This window comes from Pistricoccus aurantiacus (assembly GCF_007954585.1).
GTDB lineage: Bacteria > Pseudomonadota > Gammaproteobacteria > Pseudomonadales > Halomonadaceae > Pistricoccus > Pistricoccus aurantiacus.
In genome coordinates, this window is sequence record NZ_CP042382.1 from 2928796 (window position 1) to 2949742 (window position 20947).

The following is a 20947-nucleotide window of genomic DNA, read 5'->3' on the forward strand; positions in this document are numbered from 1 at the left end:
CCCCGATCGCTACAGGCGCAGATCGACCTGATCCTTGGGCAGCACATATTTCAGATCGTACAGCACGTGCTCGGCCTTTCCCCAGCGGTGAATACGCTCGACGCCCAGCTCATGAAACTCCCGGTGCCCTACGGCAAGAATCATCCCGTCATAGACGCCGTCCTGGGGCTCATCGACCAGCTGAACACCATACTCGCGCTCGGCTTGCTGGGGGTCGACCTGGGGATCGAACACCTCCACCTCGACGCCGTATTCCGCCAGCTCGCTCAGGATATCCACCACCCGGGTGTTGCGCAGATCCGGGCAGTTTTCCTTGAAGGTCAGCCCCATCACCAGCACCCGCGCGCCGTTGACGTGAATGCGCCGCTTGACCATCTGCTTGACCAGCTGGCTGGCGACATAGGCGCCCATGCCGTCGTTGATACGCCGCCCGGCGAGAATAACCTCCGGGTGGTAGCCCACCTGCTGGGCCCGGTGGGTCAGGTAGTAGGGATCGACGCCGATGCAGTGGCCTCCCACCAGACCAGGACGAAACGGCAAAAAATTCCACTTGGTACCGGCGGCTTCCAGCACCTCCTGAGTATCCAGCCCCAGCCGCTCAAAGATCACCGCCAGCTCGTTGATCAAAGCGATATTGAGATCGCGCTGGGTATTCTCGATCACCTTGGCAGCCTCGGCCACGGCGATGGAACTGGCCAGATGGGTGCCTGCGGTAATCACCCGGCGATACAACTCGTCGACGAAGGTTGCGATTTCCGGCGTGGAACCGGAGGTGACCTTCTTGATCGAGGTAACCCGATGCTCCTTGTCGCCGGGGTTGATGCGCTCCGGGCTGTAGCCCGCGAAGAAGTCCCGGTTGAAGACCAGGCCGGACACCCGCTCGATTACCGGAATGCAGTCGCCTTCCGTTGCCCCGGGATACACGGTGGACTCATAGATCACCACATCGCCCTTGCCGATCACTTGGCCCAGGGTTTCGCTGGCTTTCAACAGCGGCGTCAGATCCGGTTGCCGGCCCGCATCGATCGGCGTGGGCACGGTCACGATATAGACATTGCACTCGCGCAGCGCCTCGAGGGAATCGGTGAACATCAGTTGCCCGGCTTCGGCCAACAATTCCGGCTCTACCTCGAGGGTGTGGTCGACCCCATCGCGCAGTGCCTGGATACGACGCGAATCGATATCGAACCCCAGGGTGGGCATCACCTTACCGAACTCCACTGCCAAGGGCAGCCCCACATAGCCCAGGCCAATCACGCCCAGGCGCACGTCTTGCATACGGCGCATAAAGGATTTTCTCGTTGAAGGATGAGTTAGCGAATCGCTGATGAGGAAACGGGCTAGCGAGAGGCGTGACGAGCCGGGGAGCGCTGGGACAGCGACGACTCCAGACAGTTCATGGCCGCCTGGATCACGATGCGCTCGTCGAACTCCGCCTCGATGCGCTGCCGGGCGGCCTTGCCTGCCTGCTCCAGGCTGGAGAAAGGCATCTCGAGGCATTCCCGCATGCAGGCGGCCAGGGAATCCGCACTTTTGACCTCGCACAGCCAGCCGGTTTCGCCGGCGACAATGGCGTGCCGACAGCCGGGCACATCCGAGACGATGGCCGGACGACCCATGGAAGCAGCCTCCAGCACGGTACGCGGCATGCCCTCCCGATAGGAAGGCAAGACCAGCACGTGGCTTTGTCTTAGCCAGTCGCGGATATTCTCCTGCTCGCCCAGATACTCGATCACGCCCTGGGCCTGCCACTCGGCCACCTCGTCCTGATGGATAGCGGTACGGTTGCTGCTGCCGTGCGGGCCGATCAACAGAAAGCGCGCCGAGGGGGAATCCTCGTGTACCTGTTGGGCGGCCTGCACATATTCTCGCACGCCCTTGTCCCCCAGCAGCCGCGCGATCATCACGAAGGTAAAGGGCGTGGACTCGGGCAACGGCGCAAAGGCAAAGCGCTGCGTATCCATGCCGGAACCGGGCAGCACCACTGTGGGGGTATCGCGCAGCAGACCATAGCGCTGAAACAGGTCGTGGTCTTCGCGGTTCTGGAAGAACACGCAGCGCGCCCCACGGTTGGCGAAACCGTAAAGCGAACGTACCCGGCGAAACAGCCAGGTGTCGTGCAGGAAGGCCGTGCCCAGCCCGGACACATTGTTGGCATAGGGAATATTCAAGGCCCGGCAGGCCAGCCCGGAATAGATATTGGCCTTGACAGTAAAGTTGAAGACAAACGCCGGCGAAAGCCGGCGCAGGCTGCGCAATAGATGCGTGAAGCTCCGCCCTTCGCTCAACGGGCTGGTGCTCTTGCCCTCAAGCGCCAACGGTATATGCTCGACACCCAGTTCCTCCACCAGACGCCGGGAATATGCATCCGTCGGCGCCAGCACGATCACCCGATACCCGGCATTGCGCAGGGCCTCGACGGTGCCGCGGCGGAAGTTATAGAAATACCAGGAGGTATTGGAGACCATGACAACTGTCAAGGTCGCCTGCGATTGGACACTAGAAGGCATAACGATATTAACCGTGAATAAAAATCAAATGGTGCTATTGGCCAAGCAGGCTTTTCTTGCGAACGTTTTGCCAGTGCTGTACTAACCCGGTGTCATAGGCCATGCACACCACATACACCACCAAGAAAGGAAAGCGATAGCGGGCGGCGGTACCGTAGTTGAAAACTACCAGGCCATAAATCGTGAAGGCCCCTAGAAGGAATAATATCCAGAATAACGTTTTTTCACGATTCAATTCCCAGGCTTTTTTGGTCAGCCAAAGAAGAAATACACCTACCACGGCATTTTCGAATGATTGTACTAGCTGAAGAATATTTTCCGCTTCCCAAGGCAGCGGTTTAATTAAAAAATATAAGGCACCAGTAATTCCATTCAATAAAAAATCACCAAACCCACTGATCACTTCAATTTTTTCCGGGTCACCGCCATCTTCGGCAAACATCGCAATACGATAAAAATTGATTTGATCAATAGCCAGTGGATAAATAGCTATCATCATCAATCCCAGCCCTACCAACAAGAAGAAAAAGCGCGAAGCCGAAAGTCCTTGACGCCCAACACCAAAAAATATGTATATACTTACAAATATCAGCATTATAAAAACGTTTTGTGACTTAATTACCAGCAATGGAGATAAAAATAAAAACGCTAAAAAAAATTTATTTTTTATAACCATCAAAAAACCCAAAAGCATAAACACCACGACCAAAGTATCACGCAAGCTCAAAGATGTATAAAGAATCAAGCTAGGATACAATACTAAAAAGAGTAGTATTGAATGAGAAGCAATGCGCGCCCGCACCAGGCCAACAACACTAAATAAATAAATAAACTTATTGACAAACCCTAAGCTAACGATTGTATGCATGAAAGGCAAAGGAAATAAAGCTAATACGGCAGAGGAAAAATTAATAGACAAAGTTCTATCCCATACCGAAAAATTTAACTCCCGCAAAGACTTTGTCACTTCCCAATAGCGAAATTGATCCGGCATATAGCTTGCTGGAAATAACATATCATTAAGTAAAAACGGTACAATGCTAGAGGCAAACAATACCGTCGCCACATTAAAGTTAATCACCCCTCGCAAGTGAGCCATTAGCACCAGGGTGATACACACTAAAAAATTGGGAAAGTCCAGCCAAAAATCACTCACGCAGTGAACCTAAATATTGTGTCAATAAATCAAGCAAGCCTCGGCCGCCACTTGCGCTGCCAGGCGAGCAATTGCAATACCGTCCAAAGCTGCTGGGCGTAATGTCCCTGCCTCTTGAGGTGGGCCTGCCACAGCTTATGCACTTGCTTTGCATCAAGCATCGGCAATTCCTTAAGGCTTTGAGAAGATAGCAGGTCTTCCGTCCACTCTCTAAGCGGACCACGTAGCCAGTCATCCAAGGGGATGGCGAAGCCCATCTTGGGCCGCTCGATCAATTCACGCGGTACATGGCGATATAGCACCTGACGCAATACCCACTTACCCTGCCCTTCCCGCAGCTTGATCTCCGGCGGCAAACGCCAGGCGGCATGAAATACCTCGGGATCGAGAAACGGCACGCGCACCTCCAAGCTGCTGGCCATGCTGGCGCGATCCACTTTCACCAGCACATCGTCGACCATATAGTGCAGCGTATCCATCAGCAGCATCCACTCGACACTGTCGAAACCGGCAAGCACGGGATACAAGGCGTCCGCTTTGGCCTCCGGATGATTACCGGCCAAAAGCGTTGCCGGTGCGCGGTTCATCGAGGACACCCCGGCAAACAGCGCCTGTTGGGAAGGACTTTCCAGCACCGCGGCGAGCTTGTGCAGTTTCTCGCCGAAGGTGCGCAGGCGCAGGCGGGAAGGCAGCGCCTTGCCTCCTAGCTGCATCATGCGGTCATAGGCATGGGAAGGAATAGACTTGAGTGAAACCGCCAAGGCACGTCGAGCCGGCAACGGCATGCGCTTAAGCTTGTCCCATAGCCGAGGCACCCAGAGGTGGCGGTTGTAACCGCCGAAGAGCTCATCGCCGCCATCGCCAGAGAGCGCTACGGTGACATGCTCGCGAGTCAGCTGTGCAACTAAAGTAGTCGGCAGTTGTGAGGAATCCGCGAAGGGCTCATCGTAGATTTCCGGCAATCGCGGTACCAGGTCCAGCGCCATCCGGGAGGTAGCCTTGAGCGTCACATGCTCAGTCCCCAGATGCTCTGCTATTGCTGCCGCATGGGCGGATTCATCATAGCGGCGATCATCGAAGCCCACAGAAAAGGTTCGTACTGGGCGACTGGCCTGGGCTTGCATCAAGGCGACCACGGCGGAGCTATCGATACCGCCAGAGAGAAAGGCCCCCAGCGGCACATCGGCAATCATACGCTGGCCGATCGATTGTCCCAGCGCCTGCTCCACTTGACCCACAGCGTAGGAAGGATCAGTGATGCGCCCTTGCTGGATGGCAGCATGAGCCGCCTGCTCGGCGGACCACCACTGAACGGGCTCAGGTAATCGGTACGCTTTGATATGGTCACGAGATAGCGTCAACAAACTGCCCGGTGGCAACTTGAAAATGCCACGGAAGATGCTCTGCTTACCGCGCACACAACCGAAGCGCAGATAGTTTTCCAGCGCACCGGTTTCCAACTCGCCCTGCCACTGAGGATGTGCCGCCAACGCCTTGAGTTCGGAGCCAAACAAGAAAGTGCTATCCGAGAGGCCTTTGCCCGTAAAACCATAGTAAAGCGGCTTTTCCCCAAAGCGATCCCGCGCCAGAGTCAGCGTCTGCTCCTTGCGATCCCACAGCGCGGTTGCAAACATGCCCACCGCCGCCTGGAGCGTGGCTTCGATACCCCAGGCCGCAAACGCTGCCAGCAACGTTTCGGTATCCGAATGCCCCCGCCAAACCGGGGTTTTCTTCCAGCTTTCAGCTTCCAGCTTCTTTCTTATGTCCAAGTGATTATAAATCTCGCCGTTGAAGGCGATGACATAGCGCCCACAGGCAGAGTGCATCGGCTGATGACCAGCCGGGGTGAGATCCAAAATCGACAGACGCCGATGCCCAAGTACCAATCCCACCGTCTCGTCCGACCAGTGGCCATCGCTATCCGGCCCGCGGTGGGTAATGGCATCCATCATGCCGCGAATCGCGCGAATGCTCGCCTGGAAATCGTCTGACGCCCCGCTGGAAAGGAAACCTGTCAGTCCACACATTAGCTACTAGCTCTCCATCGTCGACGTTGGCTGCGCTGTATCCTCAACGGGTTCGCCACGATATAGCCGCAGCCACTTTCTGGATGCCGCTTCCAAGGAGTAAAGTTTTTCAACGCGCTTGCGTGCATTTTTCCCAAGCTCTACACGCTGATTGGATTCAAGATTCAAAGCTTGCTTTAACGCAATTGCTAGTGCGCCCGAATCTTGTGGTGGCACTAATAAGCCAGACTCACCCACGAGGCCCCGTACTCCTCCACAATCGGTGGCGACGACTAACCGTTGGCAGGCCATTGCTTCCAGCACAACCATAGGTAATCCTTCCCATGCAGACGACAATACAAAAATATCTCCAGCGGACATCAAGCCCAGCACATCGTGGCGCACGCCTAAAAAATATACTTGATTATTGATTTTTAATTTAATAGAAAGTTCAACCAATTTCTCACGTAAAGGACCATCGCCAGCAATTATTAGTTTTGGGCTATATCCCCAGCCTTGTAACTTGGCAAGTGCATGAAAGAGATTAGGATAATCTTTTGCTTCCCAAAATCGACCTACAGCAAGTAAAACAGGCTGCGAGTCACTTAGTCCTAACTCATTGCGTATAGCTACACGCGCATCATAGCCAAATTTAAAATTATCAGTGTCTATTCCATTGTGAATTGTCATCATGCGGCCAGGAAGGAGCGCACCTTGATCAATAAAGGCTTGCACGGCCTCATCAGAAACATTCGTTGAAATATTGGCCAAACGATCTGTGAAGCGATAGGCCAACATACGGAAACGCCCTTCTTCATTAGTATTATGGGCGCTACTGATTAATCTCGGCATAGGTGTGATTAATCGTAATAATCGAGTAAGAATATTGGCGTGCACTAGATGACTATTCACTACATCCGGTTTAAATTCAAGTATTAACTTTCTTAATCGCCACAAGCCTTTAATTAAAGCTAATGGGTTTTTAGATATACCAAGATTAACCAAACTTACTCGCGCATCGAGTGGTTTCAACTCTGCTTCACTATGAAACCAAGCAAGGCATACTTCGTGTCCAGCAGCAGTGAAGCGATCTGCCAAGCTTATGACCAAACGCTCAGCTCCACCGACTCCTAAGCTTGTAATAACTAAAAGTATTCTCATTAATTATATAGCAATTTAAAATTAAAATTTTTTAAGCAATTGACGCGCTGTAGAAACAAGCTTGGCTCATGCTTACATGGCGCTTAACAATGTAACTATTTGTTACTTACTCAAAGCCGACACATATATATTTTCTAATCTCTTTATTTCAGACTCAACAGAGTAGCCAGCCTGCTCAATCTCACTACTTGCGCTTGATCTATCAAAGAAAGCATCTATTGCTTCAGCACTCCTAACCCAATGATCGATACCCAAGCTTAAATCTAGTTGGTAACAGTTTTTTAGAACAATTACGTCTTTTGGAGTATTTGAAGATATAAGGCAAGGAAGGCCAGATGTTTGTGCCTCGAGTACAGCACTACCAAACCCCTCATATAAACTTGGGAAAACAAAAAGATCCATTGCGCTATATATTCTATCGGCATCGCTTCTAACTCCAGAAAAAATAATACTTTCTGAAATACCCAATTTTTCAGCTTTCTCTTCAATACTTTTTTTTAAGCTACCGTCACCAACCAGAATCAATTTTGATTTTTTTTTGACTGTTAAAAAACGACGAAAAAAATCAACCAAGAAATTATGATTTTTTGCAGGAAGAAAGGCCCCTACATTACCTATTAAAAACTCATCATCTTTGACGCCGAACTCCCTTCTTAAATTTTTCCTAGCGGCATCATCATATGAAAATCGTTCAATATCTACGCCATTGTTAATTATTTCAAAATCCGACTTTTTCCCGAAGAGCCATTTCCCAGCGTCTTCAGAAACAGCTAGCCTTTTGATTCTATCCTTTGGAAGGACTAAAGAATTTAGATAATGCAAAGCATTAGTTTTTAACGATTTGGATGTTCCAGCATTTCTGCTATGCACTATGACTTTTACATTGTTCTTCATCGCTGAAATAACAGGATATATATAACTTAAAGTATTAAAATGGCAGTGCAATATATCAAAATCGCCATTTTTTAACAAACTATCAGTTTCATTTCTGTTTTTAACAATAGATTTTTTTCTGGAAGTTACTTTATGAAAATCAAAGCCAAAATCACTTAATTCTTTATAAAAACAAGGCGGCCCTTCGTTATTGTCGATAAATCCAAAACTAAATTCTTTTTTGTCTATTGAAGATGAAATTTTATAAAGATACGTTTCTATCCCGCCCATATTTTCACTTAAGCCATAATGCAAAATATTTATCATTTATTTACCTGTCAGATTCCAGATGATTACTTACGCGTTTCCAAAATAACTCGGGGCGATCTTGCTGCCACTGTTTCATGGCTTTTCGGCGCTCGTCGGAGTACTTCATTGGAACCTCGTCACGCCCCACATGGTTCAGAGTCTACGCTTTGTCTGAAAAATGATGTCTTGCTAGCCTTTCCTCCATCAGACTTAGAGGTGCCGTCATGGCAAAGCGTTACGAGATTTCCGATCAAGGCTGGGCATTGATTGCAGACATCGTTTTGCCTAACACGCCCGCTGTGTGTGGACGTCCACTACGCGATGAGCGGCAGATGCTCAACGGCATCTTCTAGATCCTCTGTTCCGCTGCCAAATGGCGGGAGCTGCCCGAGCGTTTCGGCCCGTGGAAAACGGGCTACCAAGGCTTTCGTCAGTGGCGAGATGACGGCACATTCGAACGTATACTGTCACGCCTTCATCTGAAGCTTCGTGAAGATAGCTATATGGACCTCGACATTTGGATGATCGACTCCACCTCGATTCGAGCGACTCGCTCTGCCGCTGGTGGCGGTAAAAAGGGGGCTCTCAAGAACCGTTATATCATGTCCTCGGGCGAAGCCGGGGCGACTTGACAACCAAGATCCATTTGGTTTGCGATACTCATGGCATGCCCCTGAGCTTTTTATTATCGCCGGGTCAGCATGCCGATTCACGCTATCTCGTTCCGGCCAGGGAGCAGATCCGCTTACCGGGTCGTACGGGGCGTCCCCGTAAGCGTTGCCGCCATCTGCTGGCCGACCGAGGTTACGACAGTGAACGATTGCGTCGATACTGCGACCGGCACGGAATACGACCGACGATCCGACGCAGACAGATGCACCGCCGCTCCAAGCCAGGACTACCACGTCTGTTCGAACGCCTCCGTTGTCGGCGTCGCAATGTGATAGAGCGTCTGTTTGGCTGGATGAAGGAATGTCAGCAACGACGCTATAAGTCTGTACGGACAACCTTCATTGGCGTTGACAGGAAAAGCGGCGACTCTGCACTCGTTACGACAAGCTGGCGAAAAGTTACCGCGCTATGGTCACGCTGGTCTGCATCGAACGCTGTCTGCGAATCTATTCTTCAGACAGAGCGAGGGGCCTGCATGGAGCTCCTATGCCTGTTGTTGGGTGTCGCAATTCACAACAGTGCCGCTCTATGCAGGCCTTTTTCAATCCTATCGCTCTGATTTTATTGTCAATTTTTTGAGGATCCCTCAGAATTTAAGTGAAATGAGAAATTTTATTTTATTTTCATAAGCCTCAAAAAGAAAAATACTATTTTTGGTGAAACCAAATTTGCAATAGAAAAGCTCAAAAAATCTTTTAGGCCAATCAAATTTTTTTTGTATAAAGAAGTTATTTCGCGACTCCCTAATTCATTATAATCCTGAAAGTATTTTAGGGATAAAGAATCTAATTTTTTTGATGACCAATCTCGATAAAATCTTAAAAAAGGCGATTTGTACAAAAAAAGATATTTCCTAAGCAAAATCAAATCTAAGTAATAATCGCTCACATGAGGAATATTTTTAAAATAAACTTTTTCAAAGAAGGACATTGTCTCTTTTATTTCAAGATATTTTTTTATGCTGTATTTTGATTTAGTTACTGACTCACCTGTTTTATCAAAAAGATACAAGTTCTTGTCTATTTTTAAATTTTTTTTTGATGCCAACAAAAATTGCAGATTGAAAACGGAGTCTTGAGATTGACTTTTGATAAATCTAATTCTTTTGCTGTCTATTATTTTTTTGCAATAAACCTTATTCCATGTTGTTGATATTAATTTATCACTCATGAAATCGTAAAAAACACCATCCTCTGAAGGTTTCCAGTATTTTTCTATACGCTTATCTTCATACATTATGCTATAGTCAAAAACCAACAAATCCACTTTATTATTGTTTTTTAAGTTTTCCAAAATTATATCTACAGCTCCAAAACTGTAGCTATCATCAGCATCGATAAAAGTAATATATTTACCGGATGCCCGTGAAAGCCCAACGTTTCGACTTAAACCACATCCAATGTTCTCTTCATTGTAAATATAATTACACCTCGGATCATTATAAAAAGCTACTTCATCTTTAACTGTCTTGACCGAGCAATCATCCACCAATAAGATTTCAAAATCTTTTGAAGTGGAACAAAGAATACTGTCAAGACATTTTTTTATCGTATCGCTAGAGTTAAACGCTGTAATCACAATAGAAAATAACATAAAGATATTTTATGGAATAGTTGATCGCCGAAGAGTCTTTATAATCTCAAGACTGGTACTACAGTTGGAGATAATCGATGAGTGACATGGAAACTACGGTCCCTGTGGCTCGCTGTTGTTTCACCCAGTTATAGTACTGGGCGATGCGCTGATGCCACCGACGCCAGAGGGACCAGTGCAGGGCGATCTCAAGCCCTCTTCGTCGCCAGGTAACGGCAGTGAGACATCACCGCCGCATCTTGGCCAGCCTCAGGATTTTAAAGAGCCCGAGTCATTTCATGTGCCAGCTATGTTGACAGGCTCCGCTATCACTGAACCGGTGTCCAACGAGACGGTCATCGAAGCGTTCGACCAGTTTGTCGCCCAGAAAGACCCGAATACCTTCGCCGTCGTGATGCTCGACAATGCCAGCATGAATCGCTCCAAAACTTTCAGGCAGAGGATGGTGGAGTGGATGTCGCATCGTGTGCAACTGGTCTATCTATCGGCTTACTCGCCGGAGCTGAATCTGATTGAGATTCCCTGATGGCAGATAAAAAACGCCTAGCTGCCACTGAGGGTATACCTTTCGTTTGAACACCTTTGCGATGAGGTACACCGTCAGCCCGGTGCCTATAGAACTGATCGCGTGATTAATTTTAAATAAGCACTTAACTTAGAGTTGAATCCGCAAAAAAATTATCTAATTGCTTGGAAAAGCTTGCATATGAAAATTCTTTATAACGGCAGTTAAAACCTTTAGCAGCTTTACAATGCGTTTGTCTCTTAAACGGATACTCTTCAAAAGACATTTTTGAATTATAAATATAATGCATATACATAAACTCATACACTTGATTTATTTTGCTTTCATCTACTTTAAGAAAATCAGCATTCTTAATCAAGTTAAAATAGCTATCTTTATCATCAGAATTAAATGCAAAGTCATAAGCCGATGTGGGATTATCTCCACATAATATTACCGGAGTTCCCATTGTGGTAAATTCAGCTGCCACACTACCATATACAGAGACAATAGCCGCAGGATGAAATTCAACTAGCTTTTTGTTATTGAAATCATCGTCAAGTATATTTATAAAATCATACATATTGTCAAGTTGAGATATGAACTTATCTTCATATCCGAATCGATTAGGATGTGGTTTCAAATATACTTCATACTTTTTAGTTAACTCACGATCTCTAATGAAATCAAGAGACTGAACAATCCATTCCCAAAAATCAGGAAAGACCATATCCTTGTAAATGTGCGGACTATCACTAAATGCATGCAGCATAAATACCAATGGGCGACGGCCTGGCTTTAACTCTAGGGTTAAGTTTTCTGAGTTACTGGAATATGCCGACTTCGCCATGTAAACCACGCCATCATCAAGCACGCCTTTCAGACGATTTTCAATAAGTTCTTTACCTTGTTTTTTGCAATTAAATCTCTCTTCTTTAGGAAGTTGTGAAAAAATTTTACGGTATTTAGTGTGGTCCAGCGTCTGAAGCCCACGGTTTTCATGTACCGCATGTAACGGGGGGAATCTTGAATTGAAAGTTACATAAACTTTAGCACCATGATTAATCCCGACATCACTTATGACTTGCCAGCTATTATAAACACTATGCCCTAAAATTAAGCATTTAACCTTATTTTCAGAGAAAAATCTTTCTGACACGCACAGGAGCAATATCGCTTCATCCAGCAATTGCCTCAGTCTTGGGCTTTCCAAATCAACAGTAACTGACTTTGTAACGCGTAAGTATGTATCGTAGACAGCTCTTCCAACTTCTACATTGTGGACTTTATAACTAACCAGATCGTCTTTAGAGTTAATACTTTTAAAAGCTTCTCCCAAAATCTGATCTCGATTATCAAAGTCAACTTTTGAAACAGAGCTTATTGATAACCCGTGTGAAAAGCCTAACCTCTTCGCTAACCTCGGGCTTTTCATATAGCCAGACACACATCGGCTAGCAGCTCTTATCCAAGAATAACGATTTGCATAGTAGACATTTGGCTGATAGAAGCATGGTTTTAAGCCATTCTCATCAGAAAAATACTTTGCCACTGCTAGATTTTCTACTAGCTGGTTAGACACATGAGGCAAGTCCACCAGCAAAATTGAACTGCTATCTTTCGCCTCAACCTTAAGATCTGGTATTTTTTTATCTAAATTTTTTTTCTCTTCTCCTGAATAGAAGAAAAACTCTTTGAGTATGCTGTAAATTTTTTTCATATCGCTCAAACAAATGTGAGAGTTTCATCGCTTACTAAAACGGATGGTAAAGGATCTTTATTGGAATCATTCAGGTCCTTTGACGGCACCAACATGAAAGGTAATAATATCTAACTTTCTTAACAATGATTTTTTTTGCCGAAGTATTCGACTTAACAAAACATTCAACACTATGCATTATAACTTATTCAGTTACGACTAGTAGTACTAGTGATGGCAGTGGTATGGGTAGAGCGACCAGAAAGCCCGCTGACCAGACCGAAGCGCGCGATCATGTCCGGGATGGTGCGCAGGTTGTAATCTTCCGCTGGCGCCGAGTAGCCGCTGATACACTGCAGGATAGCCAGTTCCTTACAGCCGCCCCTTGGGTGGCGTCGATGGCTTCCTGGATCTCTTCGGCGTTGGCCATGCCGGTGGAGATGATCATCGGCTTACCAGTTTGAGCAGCGTATCCAATCAACGTAACACCCGCATTACCATGAACGCCTCGGCGGCTTGCACGCCAACACAGTGTCCATGATGTGTTGCAAGATGAGATATGTGCTCAGCGTTGCGCGAATGAGGTGCAGGTCGCATTTCGAGGGCATAGGCCTCGAGGGCTTTCTGTTTAGTATCAAGATAATTTGAGATATCGATGTAGAGTGTCGGAAGGAATGGCGCTTGGCCAGCGCTGCTCCATTCGGTACTCGACATGACTTCGAAGGTCAGTATTTCCTTGACCGTGGTGCCCGGTAAGGGACGGCAGGCCGTCATTACCGCTTCATGAGTTTTTCGATGATCAATATTTAAATCACCGAAATGATGCGTATAGATGGTGTCAGGCGCGAGGCGCGCTATCACCACTTCCAACGGTTGCACGATATCCAGCAAAGCCAGACTGTCGAGTCGGTTGTCCGGCAGGCCGAGGTAGCTTGTGCTGCTGACCCCGAGAATCTGCTGAGCTCTCTCGGCGGCCTGCTGACGCTCGTCCAGTGCGCCGTCATCGTTGTCCTGTCGCGAGGATACGCCGTCGGCGAGAAACACCGTATGAACGGTATCGCCTTCCGCCACGTGACGCGCCATCGTGCCACCGCAGCCCAGCGCCTCGTCATCCGTATGTGCCGCCACGACCAGAACCGTCTTACTCATCAAACAGCTCCCAGCTAGTTGGCGTTCCGCGGGTGACGTCGACCTTGAGCCGCTTGCCGATTACGTTGTCGTAGTATTTCGGCGCCAGTCCCAGGCCGGGCCGGATACGACGAATGTCGTCGGCCTTCACCGTTTCCCCTTTCGCGACATCGCGCACGAAGTACACGGAGCGGCGAAACAGCTTGTTGCCCTCCTCCGCCTGATGCCGGGCGAAACCGACGCTACCCAGCGCCGCCCAGGCGTCGCGGGCGTCGCGGCATAAGCGTTTCAGCTCATCCGGCTCGATGGAGAAATCGCTGTCCGGCCCCTTCTCCGCCCGGCTCAGAGTGAAGTGCTTTTCGATGACGCAGGCACCCAGGGCCACCGCCGCCACGGAGGCGGTCGTGCCCAGGGTATGATCGGAAAGGCCGGGAAGCGTACCGAAGCGCCGTGACAGCTCGGTGAGTTGGCGCAGGTTGGCCTGATCCATGGGCGCGGGATAGCTGCTGATGCAATGCAGCAGCACCAGATCCTGGCAGCCTGCCTCGCGGGCAGTAGCAACGGCTTCCTCCAGTTCCGCCTCGCTCGCCATGCCGGAGGACATGATCAGGGGCTTGCCCTTGCCAGCGGCATAGCGAATCAGGGGCAGGTCCGTCACTTCGAAGGACGCGATCTTGTAGGCGGGCACATCCAGGCTTTCCAGAAGATCGACGGCGCTTTCGTCGAAGGGAGTCGAGAACACGGTAATACCGCGCTTTCGCGCGTGCTCGATCATCGCTTGGTGCCACTCGAAAGGCGTCTGCGCCCACTTGTACAGGTCGTACAGCCGATAGCCGTCCCAGGGGCCGCCCTTGATCAGAAATTCCGGCCGGTCGCTGTCGATGGTCATGGTGTCGGCGGTATAGGTCTGCAGCTTGACCGCATCGGCGCCGCATGCCTTGGCCGCGTCGATGGTTTCCAGAGCGCGGTTCAGATCGCCATTATGGTTGGCGGAAAGCTCCGCGATGATATAGGGCGGATGCTCCGGGCCGATCTTTCTGCCGTTGATGGTATAACTCATGAGCCTGCTGTCTCCTCGGAACGAATCGGGCGAATGACCACCTGAGCGCGCAGTTCGCCGTCGCCTCGTTCCGCCTGGGTGAATTCATATCGGTACCCATCCCGCTCGATGAAGGCATGGGGATAGGTTGGGGCGTCCAGCATGCGAATATGATCGTAAAGCTCATCCAGGCCGGCTTCGCGAGGGAGCTCGCTCTGAGCCGGCGTGCGGCGCTTGAAGGTGACCACATCGCCCTGCTGGGCGACGGGTGCCGGCTGGGTGGCGATCATCCAGCGAATGATATCGACGCTGAGCTTGCCGGCTCGCTGATAGATGTCCTCGGCGCGTCCCGCTAGCGATAAAGGCCGCTTGGTATAAACAGGCCCTGCGTCCATTTCATCGACCATGCGCAAGGCACTCAGCTTCGTTTCTCGATGCCCCGCCTTGATGAGATTCTGCAACGGGCTGCCGCCGCGACCGTAGGGCACATCGGTCATGTGAAAGCAGACGCATTCGAAGCGTTCCCAGATGTCTCTGGGTACCAGCCAGTTCCAGTGTAGAAAAAAAATGTAATGTGGTGCCGCTTGATCGACCAAGTCAGCCAGCTGATCGGAGGTACTCACCCAATACCAGTCGCCGGGTTCTTCTTGCTTTAATGTTTCAAAAGCTGCCTTATGCCATTCCTTGCTACTTGCAACAATGTATTTTTCTTGCTTCATCCGTATACCTATTGGCTGATCAAGCGTTCACTACCATCGATAATCGGTAAACTTCATTGAGCTAGCGCTTCACGTGCCTTTAGCCAGTCCGACGCCAAGATGCCAAAGCGATGAACATCATGATATCGGACGCCATCGAAGTGCTGGTCCCGCAGCAGCCCTTCCTGATAAAAACTCAAACGACGATGAAGACGAATAGAGCGTTCGTTGAACGCTAGCGCCTCACCGCATAGCTTATGCAGGGTCAGATGATCGAAGACATGGCCAAGCACGGCGCAACCCAGCTGAAATCCCGTTCCTTTCTGCGCGAAAGGCGCCAGATGAAAGCTCCAGTCGGCAATCGGGCCTTGCTTTACCTGAGTGATATTAACGAAGCCACAAGCCACACCGTTCTGCTCAAAAATTAGCAAATGAGTGCCAGGCGCCTGGCTCGCCCGCATGAACCATTGATGATGCTCATCCGGACTAATCTCATGCTGGGTATACATATAGCGACGAACGTCGGGGTGATTGCGCCATTCGCGAACGTTATCCAAATCGTCGGCTTGCATGGGACGTAGTCGACTAGCCGTCATTCGCACCATCCTGTGTTAATAACACCATGGCTTCGACCACATGGTCACTTCCCCGACCGTCGGTAACCGCCGATGTCGCTTGATCGAGCATGGCTAAGCTAGCGGGTGACGCGGATTTACGCAGCACAGGCGGTAATCGTGTTGAGATGTCCGCGACTTCTCCCACGAGGATGGCGGCACCGGTGGCGGACAACGCCTTCGCGCCGTTCCATTGATTTTCCGCCAATACCACCACCAGCGTCGGCAGCCCCAGACAACAACGTTCCCAAGACGTACTGCCCGCCGCACCAATGGCCAGATCCGCCCGTGCCATGCGCTCGGCCATATCGGTGACGTTCACCGCCACCTCGGTGGGCCACGGCATCATTGCCGCTTGATCCTTGACCTGGGCAAGCCAAGGCGCGTTGCCGCCCATGACCACGCTGATACGACAGTCTTGAGGCAATTGAAATTGGCGCAAGGCATCGAGCACCGCGCCGGTGGCGTTATCCTTGTCGATGCCGCCCATGGTGATCAATAGCTGCTTGAGTCGCGGCGTCGCGCGCCGATCCAGGCTGGTCTCCCGCAGGCGGGCGAACTCGGGACGCAGCAAGGCATAGTGAGGGCCGATCAGCCGCGTGCAGTGCTCGGACACGAGCCCGACATAGTCCTCGGCCTGGCGCCCGAGGTTTTGATCTAAGAGTACATCGCAGCCATGTTCGCGATCCGCCAGATCGTCGATCACCAGCAGGCGGCAGCCTGGTGGAAGTACCGTCTCTTCCCAGCGCCTGTCCAGGGCGTAGTGGTCAACCACCAGCCAATCGGGGGCTAGACCTTCGAGAATAGCGCGGCTTTGTCGGGCGTCTTCTTGCCAGCTGGCGCCCAGCCAGGCCGCATGGGCGAGCGGCGAGACTTCTTCAGGTGCCATGCTTTCCGGCGACATAGGTAAGGTATCAACCTGAAAGCCCCGCGAGCGAATCGCCTCGATCAGGTGCCCCGGATGCTCGCGGCACAGGAAATGGCACTCGGCGCCTCGTTCACGTAAAGCATCCGCCAAGGTCAGGCAACGCATGACATGGCCGGTGCCAATGGTCAGTGACGCATCGACGCGGAAAGCCACGATCAAGACCTGAGAACCGGATGAGATAGTCATGCCCTCGTCGTCTCGGCTTGCCAGCTGCGGAATAGCCATTCGGCCCGCTGCCAGTCCTCCGGCGTATCGATATCCTGTACCCGATGCCGGGGGAGCATTACCGGGACGGCATGTTCGGAAAAGATCGGTCGGCCCTCGCGCCAGGCCTCGGCCCGCCCCCAATAGAACTGGCCGGCATCGTGAAAAGCCTCTTCGAGATCCTGGGAACGGGTGGCGACGTGTTCGGGCTGAAACATCGCCACGCGTCCTTCGGCGGTTATACGAATCGCGCGTTGGATGGGAAAGGCGTAGCTAGTCACGGAAAAGGCGTAATCGACAGCCTGCTCTTCAAGAACCGCCAAGCCGCGCCGAAGGTCTTCCGGCTGAACGAAAGGCGCAGTGGCGTACAGACAACAGACCGTCTGGGGTGCCTGATCATGTTCACGCAGCCAGTCGATGGCCTGGGCGATCACCGGAATCGTGCCGGTATGATCGTCCGCCAGCTCTTTTGGCCGCAAGAAAGGCACCTCAGCGCCCCATTGCCGGGCAACCTCGGCGATCTCATTATCGTCGGTGGAAACAATCACCCGCTCGAAGCAGCCGCTGGCCAGAGCCGCCTCGATGGACCAGGCGATCATCGGCTTGCCCCCGAACGCCTTGATGTTCTTGTGCGGGATACGCTTGCTGCCGCTGCGGGCAGGAATAATGGCGACATGATTATTCACCATAGGGAAACAAGGCTCCAAAGGTGTCCAGCAATTGGCGATCAACGTCACTGACCAGCTGATCCACTACAACGATGGCGGCATCGAGAGACTTATGACTGATATTGCGACATCTTCCCTGCTGGTCTTTACCATTGCGATGCACGATGTCGTGTCGGCAAGTTATGACATCGAGCACCTCATCGGTGATCTTGATTCGGATATCAAACGCCTCACGAAACAAGGGCTCTACATCCGAAAGATTATGGAAGTTGATATGGTGTATCAAGGCAATGAGGTACTGGTGGATATCGCTTTTCAAGGCAAATTCAAGCGATACGCGCATACTCCTAAATTTCTTGGTATTGGCAACGTTGATGGCCAGAGAAGGCGCTTGGTCAATCAAATGCAGAGCGACAGCTTGTAAATAGACTTCAAGGCTAGTGACTACATTGGCATAGAGCAGCCTACGAATCAGTGGATCGTCCTGCTCGGCTCGTTGCCGAATTTCATGAATGCATTCTGTAAAGTTCGCATACTGTTCAGTCGTCATTGAGTCTGACGGCATAATGCAATTCCTTGATCACCTCGAGATTGACAGGATGTTGGTCAAGCGACCACATAACGCCCGTCTTCATGGAGTGAATCACGATGGTGTAGGCATTCCCCTCTTCATCGGTAAAGGAATCTACATTTTCCACGGTGCTATCAGCGGAGTATTCGGCTAGCAAATTGGGAGAAGGAATACTGGCAATATGCAATAACCGCTCTCCTCGATAGATATACAAGTAGCCGCCACTCAATGCGACTCGGTTATCGCTGCCTTCCAGATGATCGGCGAATTCATTGCCAGCGCTTTTAGCCATCGCCATGGGTACCTCCTACTGCACGGACTAACGCACAGGATGGAATAAAAGTTCACGATGCCTGCACTGACACTGCCGCCCTGACGGCAACCACTACCTCATCCTGTTGCGCGTCGCTCATCGTCGGGAACAGCGGCAGGCTGATCGCTTCTCTATAATAGGCTTCGGCCTGAGGAAAGTCGCCTTGCCGAAAACCCAGCCGTTGATAGTAGGGCTGGGTATGTACCGGAATATAGTGCAGGTTGACGCCGATACCCTGCTCGCGCAGGAATTCGAAGACGTCGCGATGCGTCTTGTCGATGCGTCCAAGATCGAAGCGAATCACGTACAGGTGACGCCCGGAGTAGCTGTCCGGATGCTGCCAGGGTGTAGTCAGTGGGAGATCCGCGAGTAGCTCATCATAGCGCTCGGCCAGGGCATTGCGACGGGCCACGTAGTCATCCAGTCGCGCCATTTGCGAAATGCCTAATGCTGCCTGCAGCTCTGTCATGCGGTAGTTGAAGCCCAAGTCGATCTGCTGATAGTACCAGGGGCCGTCCGGTTCATGGGTCATCAGGTGCGGTTCGCGGGTGATACCGTGGCTGCGCAGCAGGTTCATGCGCTCGGCCAAGGCGTCGTCGTTGGTCAGCGCCATGCCGCCTTCGGCGGTGGTGATGATCTTCACCGGGTGAAAGCTGAACACGCTGATATCGCTGTAGCGACCGTTGCCGATGTAGTCGCCCTGATACTTGCCGCCGATGGCGTGGGAGGCGTCTTCGATAAGCTTGAAACCGTAGCGCTGGGCCAGTTGGTGGATGGCTTGCATGTCGCAGGGCTGACCGCACAGGTGCACCGCCACCAGGATCTTGGGCAATCGCCCTTCCCGCTCGGCCTGTTCGAGCTTGGCGGCCAGCGCCTGCGGGCAAAGGTTATAGGTGCGCGGGTCGATATCCACGAAGTCCACCTGAGCGCCGCAGTACAGCCCGCAGTTGGCGGAGGCGACGAAGGTGATCGGCGAAGTCCACAGCCAGTCGTCTTCACCTAGCCCCAGCGCCAAACAGGCAATATGCAGCGCCGAGGTGGCGCTGTTGGTCGCCAAGGCGTGGCGCGCGCCGACCTTCTCCGCCACCGCTTGTTCAAAACGCGGCACCATCGGCCCCTGCGTTAGAAAGTCCGACTGGAGCACCTCGAGTACCGCATCGATATCGGACTGTTGAATATCCTGACGACCGTAAGGAATCATCAGATTCTCCCGATCTTTTGCCGGTTGACGTCGATCCAGGCCAGCAGCTCCTCGTCGCGCATCCATTCGCGATTGGTATCGCTGGAGTAGACGAAACCTTCCTCGACCTTCTTGCCGTCCTTGATGCGATTGGCGTCCTTGTCCCAGCTGTTGATGGCCGGCAGGATCTTGAAGTGCTCCGGGTACTCATAGGTATAGTGAGAGTCCTCGGCGCCGATCATCTGTTCGTGGAGCTTTTCGCCGGGACGAATACCCACGATTTTCTGCTCGGCTTCCGGCGCTACCACGCGGGCCAGGTCGGTCACCTTCATGGAAGGAATTTTCTTGACGTAGATTTCGCCGCCTTCCATGTCTTCGAAGGCGTGCCAGACCAGTTCGACGCCTTCCTCCAGGGAAATCATGAAGCGGGTCATGCGCGCGTCGGTGATGGGCAGCACGCCCTTGTCCTTGACCGACATGAAGAAGGGAATCACCGAGCCCCGGGAGCCCATCACGTTACCGTAACGCACTACGGCAAAGCGGGTCTCATGTCCCCCGGCATAGGAGTTGCCGGACACAAACAGCTTGTCCGAGGCCAACTTGGTGGCGCCGTAGAGGTTGATCGGACTGCTGGCCTTGTCCGTGGACAGCGCCACCACCCGCTTGACGCCCTTGTCGATACAGGCATCGATCAGGTTCATGGCGCCGTTGATATTGGTCTTGACGCATTCGAAAGGATTGTACTCGGCGGTGGGTACGATCTTGGTTGCCGCCGCGTGCACCACGTAGTCGACCCCGTCCAGGGCGCGATACAGCCGCTCGCGATCGCGCACGTCGCCGATAAAGAAACGTACCCGCAGGTCATCCTGGAACAGCTTGGCCATTTCCCATTGCTTCATCTCGTCGCGGGAAAAGATGATTACGCGCCGGGGATTATAGCGTTCCAGCAGCATGGGCACGAAGGTATGACCGAAGGAACCGGTTCCACCGGTGACAAGAATCGAAGCGTCGTTGAACATCAAACAGTTTCCTAGATTTTATGATTTCTTTAAAACGCAGGTGCAAGTTAAAAATTATTTGTAAAATTTAAATATTCATATGCACAGGCGCATCCTGATCC

18 protein-coding genes and 3 pseudogenes are annotated in these 20947 nt (G+C 51.3%); 2 read left to right on the forward strand and 19 right to left on the reverse strand.

Going from position 1 to position 20947, the window contains the following annotated elements:
• Positions 1-9: 9 nt before the first annotated feature.
• The 6 genes from tviB to FGL86_RS13865 all read right to left on the reverse strand — a co-directional run bounded on the left by tviB (position 10) and on the right by FGL86_RS13865 (position 8033).
• On the reverse strand, positions 10-1287 hold the full coding sequence (tviB, locus tag FGL86_RS13840; RefSeq protein WP_147185127.1) for a Vi polysaccharide biosynthesis UDP-N-acetylglucosamine C-6 dehydrogenase TviB: 1278 nt from the start codon (positions 1285-1287) through the stop codon (positions 10-12).
• Positions 1288-1340: 53 nt separating this feature from the next.
• On the reverse strand, positions 1341-2468 hold the full coding sequence (locus FGL86_RS13845) for a glycosyltransferase family 4 protein (RefSeq protein ID WP_246131637.1): 1128 nt from the start codon (positions 2466-2468) through the stop codon (positions 1341-1343).
• Between the two features lie 76 nt (positions 2469-2544).
• The gene (locus FGL86_RS13850) at positions 2545-3666 is read right to left on the reverse strand and encodes a hypothetical protein (RefSeq protein WP_147185129.1); all 1122 of its coding nucleotides are present in this window, start codon (positions 3664-3666) and stop codon (positions 2545-2547) included.
• Positions 3667-3695: 29 nt separating this feature from the next.
• The gene (gene asnB / locus FGL86_RS13855; protein ID WP_147185130.1) at positions 3696-5693 is read right to left on the reverse strand and encodes an asparagine synthase (glutamine-hydrolyzing); all 1998 of its coding nucleotides are present in this window, start codon (positions 5691-5693) and stop codon (positions 3696-3698) included.
• Between the two features lie 6 nt (positions 5694-5699).
• A complete protein-coding gene (locus tag FGL86_RS13860) occupies positions 5700-6770 on the reverse strand; it encodes a glycosyltransferase (RefSeq protein WP_222433757.1) in 1071 nt (356 codons plus the stop codon).
• A 165-nt stretch (positions 6771-6935) separates the two neighbouring features.
• Positions 6936-8033, reverse strand: coding sequence for a glycosyltransferase (locus FGL86_RS13865; protein ID WP_147185132.1), 1098 nt, complete (start codon positions 8031-8033; stop codon positions 6936-6938).
• A gap of 206 nt (positions 8034-8239) precedes the next feature.
• On the opposite strand from FGL86_RS13865, the pseudogene FGL86_RS13870 reads away from it, so the two are divergent.
• Positions 8240-9149, forward strand: a pseudogene (locus FGL86_RS13870) (IS5 family transposase); the annotation flags it as partial.
• 150 nt (positions 9150-9299) lie between these two features.
• Here FGL86_RS13870 and FGL86_RS13875 read toward each other — a convergent pair.
• A complete protein-coding gene (locus FGL86_RS13875; RefSeq protein ID WP_147185133.1) occupies positions 9300-10280 on the reverse strand; it encodes a glycosyltransferase family 2 protein in 981 nt (326 codons plus the stop codon).
• 310 nt (positions 10281-10590) lie between these two features.
• On the opposite strand from FGL86_RS13875, the pseudogene FGL86_RS13880 reads away from it, so the two are divergent.
• Positions 10591-10926, forward strand: a pseudogene (locus tag FGL86_RS13880) (transposase); the annotation flags it as partial.
• A gap of 4 nt (positions 10927-10930) precedes the next feature.
• Here the strand turns inward: FGL86_RS13880 and FGL86_RS13885 are convergent.
• From FGL86_RS13885 to pseB, 12 genes and pseudogenes are all read right to left on the reverse strand, one after another.
• Positions 10931-12505: a hypothetical protein gene (locus FGL86_RS13885; RefSeq protein WP_147185134.1), complete on the reverse strand. Its 1575-nt coding sequence runs from the start codon at positions 12503-12505 to the stop codon at positions 10931-10933.
• A 188-nt stretch (positions 12506-12693) separates the two neighbouring features.
• A pseudogene (locus FGL86_RS13890) lies at positions 12694-12932 on the reverse strand (N-acetylneuraminate synthase family protein).
• A 29-nt stretch (positions 12933-12961) separates the two neighbouring features.
• The gene (locus tag FGL86_RS13895) at positions 12962-13633 is read right to left on the reverse strand and encodes a PIG-L deacetylase family protein (RefSeq protein ID WP_147185135.1); all 672 of its coding nucleotides are present in this window, start codon (positions 13631-13633) and stop codon (positions 12962-12964) included.
• Positions 13626-14672: a pseudaminic acid synthase gene (gene pseI / locus FGL86_RS13900; RefSeq protein ID WP_147185136.1), complete on the reverse strand. Its 1047-nt coding sequence runs from the start codon at positions 14670-14672 to the stop codon at positions 13626-13628. Before pseI ends, FGL86_RS13895 begins: the two co-directional genes overlap by 8 nt.
• Entirely contained in the window at positions 14669-15148 is a 480-nt protein-coding gene (locus FGL86_RS13905; RefSeq protein WP_222433758.1) for a formyl transferase, read from the reverse strand. Before FGL86_RS13905 ends, pseI begins: the two co-directional genes overlap by 4 nt.
• A gap of 275 nt (positions 15149-15423) precedes the next feature.
• Positions 15424-15921 carry a UDP-4-amino-4,6-dideoxy-N-acetyl-beta-L-altrosamine N-acetyltransferase gene (pseH, locus tag FGL86_RS13910; protein ID WP_147185138.1) on the reverse strand — a complete coding sequence of 166 codons (498 nt, stop codon included), beginning with the start codon at positions 15919-15921 and terminating at the stop codon, positions 15424-15426.
• Positions 15922-15934: 13 nt separating this feature from the next.
• Positions 15935-17077 (reverse strand): UDP-2,4-diacetamido-2,4,6-trideoxy-beta-L-altropyranose hydrolase, encoded by a 1143-nt coding sequence (gene pseG / locus FGL86_RS13915; RefSeq protein ID WP_147185139.1) that lies wholly within the window; start codon positions 17075-17077, stop codon positions 15935-15937.
• On the reverse strand, positions 17074-17784 hold the full coding sequence (gene pseF / locus FGL86_RS13920; RefSeq protein ID WP_147185140.1) for a pseudaminic acid cytidylyltransferase: 711 nt from the start codon (positions 17782-17784) through the stop codon (positions 17074-17076). The genes pseG and pseF overlap by 4 nt, the downstream gene beginning before the upstream one ends.
• A complete protein-coding gene (locus FGL86_RS17955) occupies positions 17774-18328 on the reverse strand; it encodes a hypothetical protein (RefSeq protein ID WP_186764410.1) in 555 nt (184 codons plus the stop codon). The genes pseF and FGL86_RS17955 overlap by 11 nt, the downstream gene beginning before the upstream one ends.
• Positions 18303-18632, reverse strand: a complete 330-nt coding sequence (locus FGL86_RS13930) for a hypothetical protein (protein WP_147185142.1) — start codon at positions 18630-18632, stop codon at positions 18303-18305. Before FGL86_RS13930 ends, FGL86_RS17955 begins: the two co-directional genes overlap by 26 nt.
• Before the next feature lie 46 nt (positions 18633-18678).
• Entirely contained in the window at positions 18679-19848 is a 1170-nt protein-coding gene (pseC, locus tag FGL86_RS13935) for a UDP-4-amino-4,6-dideoxy-N-acetyl-beta-L-altrosamine transaminase (RefSeq protein WP_147185143.1), read from the reverse strand.
• On the reverse strand, positions 19848-20846 hold the full coding sequence (gene pseB, locus FGL86_RS13940) for a UDP-N-acetylglucosamine 4,6-dehydratase (inverting) (protein WP_147185144.1): 999 nt from the start codon (positions 20844-20846) through the stop codon (positions 19848-19850). Before pseB ends, pseC begins: the two co-directional genes overlap by 1 nt.
• Between the last annotated feature and the right edge of the window lie 101 nt (positions 20847-20947).

Coding starts and splice junctions, on each gene's coding strand:
- asnB (WP_147185130.1), bottom strand. CDS start 5,693: ATGTGTGGACTGACAGGTTTCCTTTCCAGCGGGGCGTCAGACGATTTC.
- FGL86_RS13885 (WP_147185134.1), bottom strand. CDS start 12,505: ATGAAAAAAATTTACAGCATACTCAAAGAGTTTTTCTTCTATTCAGGA.
- pseF (WP_147185140.1), bottom strand. CDS start 17,784: ATGGTGAATAATCATGTCGCCATTATTCCTGCCCGCAGCGGCAGCAAG.
- pseI (WP_147185136.1), bottom strand. CDS start 14,672: ATGAGTTATACCATCAACGGCAGAAAGATCGGCCCGGAGCATCCGCCC.
- FGL86_RS13905 (WP_222433758.1), bottom strand. CDS start 15,148: ATGACCGATGTGCCCTACGGTCGCGGCGGCAGCCCGTTGCAGAATCTC.
- FGL86_RS13845 (WP_246131637.1), bottom strand. CDS start 2,468: ATGGTCTCCAATACCTCCTGGTATTTCTATAACTTCCGCCGCGGCACC.
- FGL86_RS13875 (WP_147185133.1), bottom strand. CDS start 10,280: ATGTTATTTTCTATTGTGATTACAGCGTTTAACTCTAGCGATACGATA.
- pseG (WP_147185139.1), bottom strand. CDS start 17,077: ATGACTATCTCATCCGGTTCTCAGGTCTTGATCGTGGCTTTCCGCGTC.
- pseH (WP_147185138.1), bottom strand. CDS start 15,921: ATGCAAGCCGACGATTTGGATAACGTTCGCGAATGGCGCAATCACCCC.
- pseC (WP_147185143.1), bottom strand. CDS start 19,848: ATGATTCCTTACGGTCGTCAGGATATTCAACAGTCCGATATCGATGCG.
- FGL86_RS17955 (WP_186764410.1), bottom strand. CDS start 18,328: ATGCCGTCAGACTCAATGACGACTGAACAGTATGCGAACTTTACAGAA.
- tviB (WP_147185127.1), bottom strand. CDS start 1,287: ATGCGCCGTATGCAAGACGTGCGCCTGGGCGTGATTGGCCTGGGCTAT.
- pseB (WP_147185144.1), bottom strand. CDS start 20,846: ATGTTCAACGACGCTTCGATTCTTGTCACCGGTGGAACCGGTTCCTTC.
- FGL86_RS13930 (WP_147185142.1), bottom strand. CDS start 18,632: ATGGCGATGGCTAAAAGCGCTGGCAATGAATTCGCCGATCATCTGGAA.
- FGL86_RS13865 (WP_147185132.1), bottom strand. CDS start 8,033: ATGATAAATATTTTGCATTATGGCTTAAGTGAAAATATGGGCGGGATA.
- FGL86_RS13895 (WP_147185135.1), bottom strand. CDS start 13,633: ATGAGTAAGACGGTTCTGGTCGTGGCGGCACATACGGATGACGAGGCG.